Raw genomic sequence first — 8,853 nt, 5'->3', positions numbered from 1 at the left:
CAGCAGAAGCGCCAAATCGGTGACGCGGCGTGTCCGCCGCGCGAACCGAGGCGCGCTCTGCGACAAAGGGTTGACGAAGGTTTTCTGGCTGCAGCGTGGATTGCGGCATCGCCACCGTACCTGCCGGAGCCTGAGCGAGACTGGCGAGCCTTGAACCGGAAGATCCTGCAACACCCGGATCTTCGAGCCGTGATACGATGTCGACGCACTGGCGCATCTTGGGCAGCAACCCGATGTGGCTGTGGTGGTGCCGGAAACAATCCAGCCGGAGCTCTGCCGTTCGGTCTCGACAACCCGTATGCCAAGGCCCGGAAGCCAGTCAGTTTTTGCTTTCATGGGGTATCAACTCACCGGTCTTAACAGCGGTCCAGCCCCAGGCTGCCATCTCGGTCCATCAAGCTCGAAGCCTCCACACCAATTGAGGAAGACCCTCTTCTATCCAGCTCCGCACTCCCATTGCTGGTCGTGCGTTCGCGGCACACTCTCGTCGACATACCAACTCTGGCCCGCCTTGCCGCGTCGGCGGCGCCGTAGATTTTCAGCCAACGCCGGCATGAGCTTGGCTTCCCAGTCGCGAACCGCCTCGTGGCTGAACACGATGCCGCGGATCAGGAACATCTTAGGCAAATCACGCAGGGCAAGCTTATAGCGCAAGCGCCAGAGCACCACGAGGGCGATGACGTCGCTGGGGTACTGCGACCGGTTCAGAGAGCCAGCACTTCGCTCGTTGAACTGCTTGCCGCAAGCGCGACAGCGGAACCGGCGGTAACCATGAGCGGTGCGCTCGCTCCGTTCCGAAACGGCCGCCGACCCGCACCCGACGCAGTCCATCTATCCGGCCTCCCTCTCCGCGGCCCTTTAACCACACCAGGCACGATCGAAAAGGGACCGTGGCGCGAATGCTGACAGAACCGGCAGGACTTCACCTCGACCACCGCGTCATCCGCCGTCGCAAACGATCGTGCCTTGGTGCGGCCGAACGTGCCGATCCGGCCGAAGCTCATTTCCACCAGCCAGGCGCCGAACGGATCCGCGCTCACGGCAATCTCATAGGCGCGATGACAACGATGTGGCGCCGACCGGGCCTCCAACTTGATGCAGAGAGATGTCATCGACGCCCTGTCCCGTGATGCGGTTGTCGTTCGCGGCTACCTGGGGATGAGAAAGAGGCCGCTATCGAAGGGCACGATCACCGCAGACGGCAGTTCAAATCGCCCTTCTCGCCTCGCTAGGTCGTTATGGTCACAAACTGACCGGGCCAACCCGTCCGCCGGCGTGGTCAGGTCCTGCGAGTACACCGGGTCAGACGAAAGCCCGCAGTGGTCATGCCAGAGACCGATCCGCGTTTGCATCTCGCTCAGGCCCATCGTTCGTCGTCCCTGCATCGGCCCCCTGCCCTCTTCCGACCGCGGCATCTCGACGACGACTTCTCCGTTGGTCTCTCGAGCGAGCCGGCGCTGCAGATAACTCGCGCCAAACGGCCCTCCGACACCGGCCTGGCCGAGCCCCACCAGCGCCTGAACCTGTGCAGCCAGCGCTCCCGAGGGTGCCCCGTCCCGAAGCCAGCATCTGACCTGCTGAGCGATCAGATCCTCAATGCCAACAACCTTCAACGAGGCCGCATCCGTTGGTCCTGATGGGTCGAGATCTAGAACCGTGAGGAGCGTGTTTGAGTGGTCGGCGACGCTGGGTACCGCACGGGCTTCGATGATGTCTATCCCGATCTCTAGGTCAGGATGCCACAGACCCCGCCCGGCATGCCGCGGACGGTCAGACCAGCGAAATCCAACAGCAAACAGCTCAGAGGTCAGCAGCCGTGCGTCGGATCCGAACACTTCGAGATCCACTGCCGGCCACAGGCCGCCGGTATACAGTTCCACCGCGGAGCCACCACATAGCACTGCGTCTGGCACGCCAAAGGGCAGCCGCGCGCCGGCCTGCGCCAATCGCTCCAATGCGCTGAGAAAATTCCTTCGCCAGGGCGTTCGATGCCGTGCCTGCTGCATAAGCCGATTCTACACACACAACGAATCGCGAGGGAATCGGCAATTTTCGAAAATCAACGAAAATCCGCGGGTGTTTTGATCAATGGCCGATCACAATTTTTATTTCTCAATTCGAAGCCACATATTGCCCCGTCGACCGGCCAGCGGCATCTGGACCGTTGGGCAGTCGCGGAGGCAACATTCAGGCATGCACGGCGCGTCTCCAGCATCTCTTCGGGCATCCAAGATGGTCGCGGCTAGTCCCTCCCCTGCGCCCTCTGGTCGGCTGACGGAGCATGAGGCGACCCTCGCCGCCTTCAGCACTACGAACATCCGCACGCCCCGATGGCTCCGGACCGACATCATGGTCGGCGCTTTGCCCCCCGCCGGTCCAGCCGCACAGTTTCCTTGTCGTCCCGGATATGCCGGGAGACGCTGATGAATCGCATCGTCTCGACTTTGCCTGCCAGCGAAAAGGAATTAGATTCGTCTTGGTCGCATTGTGGGCAGTGATGGGCATCGTACGACTGCATAATGAACTGCCGTCGATGACCGGCCAGCACATGGGCCAGAGCCGGGCCGTCAACAATGTTCGGCTATGTCCCGAGTCGCGATTTATTTTTACGCAGGAAGCACCTTTTGAATTCTCCGCAAGATGAAATTGCGCGCTACCTGCGCACCGGCAAGAGCGACATGCTCCATCTTGCCTGGCCCGGCGACAGCATCATTGCGTGCGGGTGCAACGGCAAGCAGGCCACACGGAATGCGCTCATCGCGGAGGTCATAAGGCGCACGACTCACGCGAAGATTCCTGAGCAATTGGTTGATCTGAACGTGGCCGCGCTCGCGGAAGAGAAAATCGCGCCAATGGTGCGGGGTCTCTTTCCGGCTGACGAGCAAGCCGTTCTGATGGAGATGTTCAGCCGTTCGATTGTCTTTCTGACGCCGGACAACATTGCATCCGTGATTATGAAAACATCATTTGCCTCGACAGCATGGGACCTGGCCAACCTCTATCTGCTAAGTTGCGGCGGCGAGCCACTTTCAAAGGAAGCGCCGGAACTGGTCGGGCTGAGCGAGGAGACGACGTGCTACGTCTCAATGACGTATTTTCTATCCGAAAATCGCCTTGACGATTTCGTGGTGCATGAGGCTGCACATGTTTTCCACAACTGCAAACGCGCGATGATCGGCCTCCCGACAATCCGCGGTCGCGAGTGGCTGCTCGAGATCGATTATCGGAAGCGCGAGTTGTTCGCCAATGCCTGCGAAGCCTATGGCTGCATCGCCGCACTTGGCAGCACGCCGACATCGCGGAAGGCCCTGCTCGCGGAGATCAAGGCTGATTGGATACCCCCTGACGACAGAGTCGATGTCGATGAATATTTGGCCACGCTCCATGAAGCCGTCGGTGCGCGCAATGGTTGGAAGCGTATTCTGGAAAGATGCGGGCCGCCTCCAAGAAGGCGTGTCAAACCCGACGAAAGCATCCGAGCTTGAGGCCGTGCATCATTCCTGTCTACTCATGCCGGATTCAGCGTCCCGCCTGACGTCAGCCGTGATCATGAAGGAGATCGGCGTAGATGTTTTCGATGGCTGACGCCTCGTCATCGGTCAGCGCGCCGAACTCCTTTTCCCGCGCTCGCTTCGAGAAATGTCCTCCGTTCTGGCGTAGGAATCCCATCATCAGATCGAATTTGTGCTCTGGCATCTCAAGGAAATTCTGGATGCGGTCCTTGGCCAAATCGTAGCGCCGAAGGTATTCGATCTCGCGCGGCAAAGTGTCCCGCACAGTTTGCAATACAGCGGCGCTCAGAAATTCGGTCTGGTGCGTCGCATCGAAGAAACGGAACATGTCGCGTGTCTCGTTCAAAACCCGAACATTGAGATCCGGCGTCGTCTCCCATTCCGTCAGCGCAAGGCGAGGACGCGAAAAATGTTCAAGGGTCGCGCGGTAGGCCTCGATCCGTTCCAGAAAAATAGCCGAGACCGGGAAGTTGACGCCTGCCGGGTTGAACCCGCGCCGCGCGAGCACGTGGTGCAGGAGCCAACGATGGATGCGTCCATTGCCGTCCTCGAAGGGGTGGACGAACACGAAGCCGAAGGCGAGGCATGAAGCCGACACGATCGGGTCCAATCCACCAGCTTCGCTCCGCTCAGCGAATTCCATCAGGCCGCCCATCAGGGCTCGGAGATCCTCCGGCTTGGCGCTGACATGGTCGGGCAACGGCGCGTTCGTATCGCGGTCACGATGCCCGACGAAGCCGCCTTGAACACGCCAGCCAAGGCGCAGGAAACGGGTGTCGCGGCCGATGACCAGACGTTGCAGGCGAAGGAACTCGTCTTCGCTGATCGCTGTCCGGCCCGCCTCGCCAACCGCCTGCCCCCAGCGCTGGATACGATCCTGCGGAGGACGCTCGCCCTCGATGACATAGGACGCCTTGCTGTCCTGCAGCAGCAGGAAAGCCGCGGCGCGCGCCATCAAGTCAGGCGCGGTGCGCCGGACGACGGCGCGCGCTTCTTCGGCGAGGTCGCTCGCCAGCATGGTGGTCAAATCCGGGGACAGACGAACCAGGGGGCAGAATTGCGGCGTGCCGGGCAGATTATCGCGGACTCGGTAGCGCGGGAGGATTTCGCCGGAGACCACGAACTGGCGCTCCGGGTCGATAGCGTCCGCGGCGGCCACCTTGGGGGCCGGCGGCAAATCCAGGCGCTCCCCGGTCAGCCATTCGAACAAGAACCAGGCGCGCCGAGGGTGCTTGCCCGTTGGCTGCCGGCGAACCCAGTCGGCGATCGAGGTACCAGCCGCCGGCCGGCGAAACAGTGCGGCAAGCAGGCCCAGATCCACCGCTTCGTGGCGGAGTGCGAAAGCGAGATGGGCCACCAGGGTGTCGGCGGGCCTATAACGTGGTGTCAATATTGACCACGGCCCTTCGGTTCGTAGGGTGTGGCGCTCACCGGTCGCGAAAATGAGGTCCGGGGCTGGCACGTCCAAACCATAGGCAGCGGCAAGTGCCGCATAACCGAGTGGCCGCGCGCCGGCCGGCACCAGTTGTCCCATCACCGACGGCACGCGATCCGGCAGATGAAACTGGTCCCCGACTGCACCGGGCGGTTCCTCGGCCTGCGGAGTTTCGTTCATGGCGGCTGAAAAACCTTCACACGTGGAGCCCAGCATGAATTACATTATTAGTGTAGTGGCTGCAAAGGGGTCACGCCATCTGAATTTCGATCGCTGCTACCGGCACGAGCTGAAAATTGTGCGCCGCCGGCCCGGTGGGCCCCGATCAACCTCGGGAGCTCATGTGGGGAACTCAACCGTAAAGCTTCCAGTCGGAAGCGGGCGCAGTAGCTCCGCCTTCGGCCGCTCCAGGCAAGGCCACGCCTCCCAATTGGCGCGCTCAAGCGCGACAACTTGCCGGTTGTGGATGGGAGCAGCGTCCGGGCCTTGTTCCGTCGTCGGCAGTGTGAACGCATCTCCCACGCCGTCCGGCATCGGACGCCTCAGACCGGCGAAGCAGAACCAGTCTTCCTCGCGCTTGGTGAACTTCCATTTCGATTTCGGTGATTTCGAGCCGGTGAGCTCGATAAAATGTGACTCAGGCACTAGTCTTACTGTGTCACAAAAAGCTTGCCCGGCTCGAGGCTGATTTGTCAGTGATGGAGATTCTTACTCGTGGATGCGGGTTGTGGGTCTCGAATCAGTCAGTCGGGGCAGCGCAACATGGCGAACGAGGCCGTCTTCCACGAGACGTGCCGCGTAGCGCTCGACAAGCTGACCCTGCGGTCCGCTCCTAAGACGCCGGAACAGCCGGCTTCTGCGCAAATACTCTTCGCATTCCATCTTCCCGTTCTCCGCTATTGAAAGCGGGGGCACAGGACGAACTATGCCGAGCCAATCATATCCAGGTCACAGCCGTTTCTGGGGAAAACGAGCCCGTTCGGCATAGTTCGGCGGGCGGCATAATCCGCGAAACTGCACGGGCTCGATCCGGAGGCGTATCTGCGTTACGTCCTCGAACGGATCGCCAGCCATCCGGTGAACCGCGTGCACGAACTGCTACCCTGGAACGTCGTGGGTATCCGGCACAGACTTGATCAACGGCGCGCTGCCTGAGCGAAACGGTCAACAATCCAGGCTGCGCTCGAGGCCATACGCTTACCATGATAGGGGGCAGCCGGACGTAAAGATCGAGCCCGATGGCAGGAATCTTTATGGGCAGCTCTGTCGCGCGGGAATGGGCAAAAGTTACGGTCATCTACTGTGTCTCCGTGATGCACGGGAAGCAAAAGGTGCAGTGGTGCGCTAGTCTAGCCTCTCGATCCCCAGGCAGTCAGCGGTTGTTGCGAAGCGCACCTGACGCTTCGTTGCCACGCGGCGTAGGATTCAATGAGGAAGATGGCTCGCGACCCGCCTTTCGCTGGCGCGGCAGCCGATCAACTCGACGATCCAATGTGACCGGGAAACACCGGGGACGAAGAGCGACGTCGACGGCATCACGAAAAGCGCCAGCGGCTCGTCGCGCCTTTGGGCTGCTACCTAAGTCCGGCGAAGCGTGTGCAGGACCACCTCAGGGGCGCAGTTGAAGCGCGCCTCGACGACGCTGGTGCCAACGCCCCGTGAGGTGTAGCCCGCCATTCTCCCCATACGCCACGGACCGGCTGCAAGCTGTCGAGGATGTCTCGAACTAGTCATGACAGGCAGGCCGCCAGGCAGGCAGATCTGGCCACCGTGCGTATGGCCGCACAGCATAAGTTCGATTTCACCGTCAGCCGCACATTCGTATCCATCGGTGCTGTGCGACAGGAGAACCACCAAGTCGTCGTCGGGAATGCCGTCCAGCGCCGCCGCGAGGTCATCCATGCGATAGTGATGGGGATCGTCGACGCCAGCGATCCAGATCCTGTCGTTGCCACGGACGATTGGCACATTCTCGTTCATCAGCATAATAATACCAGCGCGCTCCAGCCCCCGTATCAGCAGCGCGGTATCGTGATTCCCCAGAACGCCGAAAGTCGGCTGCCGAATGGCCGACATCAACGCGACAACGAGTTCTTCGGACCGGGCATGGGGGCCGTAGACCTTTCCCCGGAAGTCGCCGGTGAAAACGCAGACGTCATACTCGAGGTGCCCGATCACCTCAGGAAGAGCCGCTATCACAGCCTCGCTGATGTCGGCGTGCAGGTCCGCCAGATGCAGAATGGTGAAGCCGTCGAATGTCACCGGAAGGTTGGCCAGAAACACCTCGTTTTTGGTGACCCGGATGGCGCGGGCATTGCGCTGGCCCCACCGCATCATGCCGGTCATCCGAAGGGCCGACGGAACCGCGAGGTCGAGTACCCGATAAAGTGAGGTCAGTTGCCGGAGCCGCGATCGACTGCGGTGTGCTTCCAGAAGTGCTTCCTTCTGGAGCCTCGTCAGAGCGTAAAGAGGGCCGAGCCTGCCCTTGAGCCACGTCAGTGGATCACTGTCTTGGGCCGACTGTTCCAGTTCCGGCAAGTTCAGAGTGCCCACCATGTCCCCATGTCGCTAAAAGCGGATCGTCCGCCCATGTTGGGGCAAAACTGTCCTCGACGAAAAAGCAAATTTGCTTGGTTCGCCAATTTTTGCCGCCGGTATCGGTTTGCCTGAACGGACGGGGCGACACACATTTCTCGCGAGAGGACCTTATCACGTTGGATAACATTCTCCGCCGACAGAAGTGAGAGGTGGTCGGGCAAATTCGGACAGACCGATAGGTGGAAATTCTGCCTGAAAGCGGCGATGGTGCCGCGGATCAGGAGCAAGAATGACAAAGCGAACACGGCGGACCCACGCCTCGGCTTTCAAGGCCAAAGTGGCGCTGGCCGCCCTCAAGGGTGAGAAGACGCTGGCTGAATTGGCTCAGCAATATGATGTGCACCCGAACCAGATCACGGCCTGGAAGGCCCATTTGGTTGAGGCCGCCTCGGGCCTTTTTGGCTCCGCCGGCGCGGCGTCCGACGCGGCCCCGGCCATCGACGTGAAGACGCTCCACGCCAAGATCGGGGAGCTGACGTTGGAGAACGATTTTTTGTCCGGTGCGCTCACCAAAGCCGGCCTGCTGAGCGCAAAGCGATGATTGACCGGACCCATGACCTGCCGCTGGTTCGGCAGGCGGCGCTGCTGCGGCTCAGCCGGAGCAGCCTTTACTACGAAGCGCAGCCTGTACCGGAGGCTGAGCTGGTGATCATGCGCCGGATCGACGCGCTGCATCTGGACTACCCATTCGCGGGCAGCCGGATGTTGCGTGATCTGTTGCGCGGCGAGGGCGTCAGCATCGGCCGTGAGATGGTGCGGACAATGATGCGGCGGATGTGCATCGAGGCGCTGTATCGTCGGCCGAACACGTCAAAGCCATGTCCAGGACACAAGATTTATCCGTATCTGCTGCGTCGCCTTGCGGTCGATCGACCGAACCAGGTTTGGTGCATGGACATCACCTACATTCCGATGGCCCATGGTTTTGTCTATCTCGCAGCGGTCGTGGACTGGTTCAGCCGGCGTGTTCTGGCTTGGCGGGTTTCGATTACCATGGAGGTCGATTTCTGCCTGGAGGCAGTTGAGGAGGCACTGGCCAGGCACGGCAAGCGGACCATTTTCAATACCGATCAGGGTTCGCAGTTCACCAGCGCCGCATTCACCGGCCTGCTGCTGGAGAACGGGATCGCGATCAGTATGGACGGTCGCGGTTCGTGGCGCGACAATGTCTTTGTCGAGCGTCTATGGCGCTCGGTGAAGTACGAAGAGGTCGTGTGCTGTGAACGTTTCGCCTCGGCTTGAGACGAAGCGGAGCTTTACCGGAGATGGGGGTCGGCCCCCGAAGTCGGCCTGCAGGGGCAGGCTTCA

General features: G+C 61.1%; 7 protein-coding genes and 3 pseudogenes. 3 read left to right on the top strand and 7 right to left on the bottom strand.

Annotated elements, in window-relative coordinates; all coding sequences use genetic code 11:
- From GSQ89_RS40140 to GSQ89_RS16250, 4 genes and pseudogenes are all read right to left on the bottom strand, one after another.
- Positions 1-336, bottom strand: a 336-nt coding sequence (locus tag GSQ89_RS40140) for a transposase family protein (protein ID WP_174254885.1), incomplete at its 3' end; no start/stop codon positions are given.
- Positions 337-435: 99 nt separating this feature from the next.
- On the bottom strand, positions 436-831 hold the full coding sequence (locus tag GSQ89_RS39240; RefSeq protein WP_254073238.1) for a hypothetical protein: 396 nt from the start codon (positions 829-831) through the stop codon (positions 436-438).
- 101 nt (positions 832-932) lie between these two features.
- Positions 933-1,112 (bottom strand): annotated as a pseudogene (locus GSQ89_RS40135) (WGR domain-containing protein); the annotation flags it as partial.
- 36 nt (positions 1,113-1,148) lie between these two features.
- Complete coding sequence (locus GSQ89_RS16250) at positions 1,149-1,880, bottom strand: hypothetical protein (RefSeq protein ID WP_158927039.1); 732 nt, start codon at positions 1,878-1,880, stop codon at positions 1,149-1,151.
- 693 nt (positions 1,881-2,573) lie between these two features.
- Between GSQ89_RS16250 and GSQ89_RS16245 the strand changes: the two genes are divergently transcribed.
- Positions 2,574-3,485, top strand: a complete 912-nt coding sequence (locus GSQ89_RS16245) for a hypothetical protein (RefSeq protein WP_158927037.1) — start codon at positions 2,574-2,576, stop codon at positions 3,483-3,485.
- A 52-nt stretch (positions 3,486-3,537) separates the two neighbouring features.
- On the opposite strand, the gene GSQ89_RS16240 is transcribed toward GSQ89_RS16245, so the two are convergent.
- Both GSQ89_RS16240 and GSQ89_RS40130 read right to left on the bottom strand, forming a co-directional pair.
- On the bottom strand, positions 3,538-4,722 hold the full coding sequence (locus GSQ89_RS16240) for a Fic family protein (RefSeq protein ID WP_216856203.1): 1,185 nt from the start codon (positions 4,720-4,722) through the stop codon (positions 3,538-3,540).
- A 564-nt stretch (positions 4,723-5,286) separates the two neighbouring features.
- Positions 5,287-5,592: an SOS response-associated peptidase family protein gene (locus GSQ89_RS40130; RefSeq protein WP_158927035.1), complete on the bottom strand. Its 306-nt coding sequence runs from the start codon at positions 5,590-5,592 to the stop codon at positions 5,287-5,289.
- A 360-nt stretch (positions 5,593-5,952) separates the two neighbouring features.
- Between GSQ89_RS40130 and GSQ89_RS16230 the strand changes: the two are divergent.
- Positions 5,953-6,102, top strand: a pseudogene (locus tag GSQ89_RS16230) (transposase domain-containing protein); the annotation flags it as partial.
- Positions 6,103-6,525: 423 nt separating this feature from the next.
- Here GSQ89_RS16230 and GSQ89_RS16225 read toward each other — a convergent pair.
- Positions 6,526-7,503 carry a metallophosphoesterase gene (locus GSQ89_RS16225; RefSeq protein ID WP_158927033.1) on the bottom strand — a complete coding sequence of 326 codons (978 nt, stop codon included), beginning with the start codon at positions 7,501-7,503 and terminating at the stop codon, positions 6,526-6,528.
- A 271-nt stretch (positions 7,504-7,774) separates the two neighbouring features.
- Here GSQ89_RS16225 and GSQ89_RS16220 point away from each other — a divergent pair.
- Positions 7,775-8,757, top strand: a pseudogene (locus tag GSQ89_RS16220) (IS3 family transposase); the annotation flags it as partial.
- Positions 8,758-8,853: the final 96 nt, after the last annotated feature.

Origin of the sequence: Acidisphaera sp. S103 (genome assembly GCF_009765975.1) — a bacterium.
Taxonomy (GTDB): Bacteria; Pseudomonadota; Alphaproteobacteria; order Acetobacterales; family Acetobacteraceae; genus Rhodopila.
This window is presented reverse-complemented; position numbering and strand designations above follow the sequence as displayed.

Bases quoted from the DNA above. Each gene is read 5' to 3' on its own strand.
- GSQ89_RS39240 (WP_254073238.1), bottom strand. From the start codon at position 831: ATGGACTGCGTCGGGTGCGGGTCGGCGGCCGTTTCGGAACGGAGCGAG.
- GSQ89_RS16245 (WP_158927037.1), top strand. From the start codon at position 2,574: ATGTTCGGCTATGTCCCGAGTCGCGATTTATTTTTACGCAGGAAGCAC.
- GSQ89_RS16225 (WP_158927033.1), bottom strand. From the start codon at position 7,503: ATGGTGGGCACTCTGAACTTGCCGGAACTGGAACAGTCGGCCCAAGAC.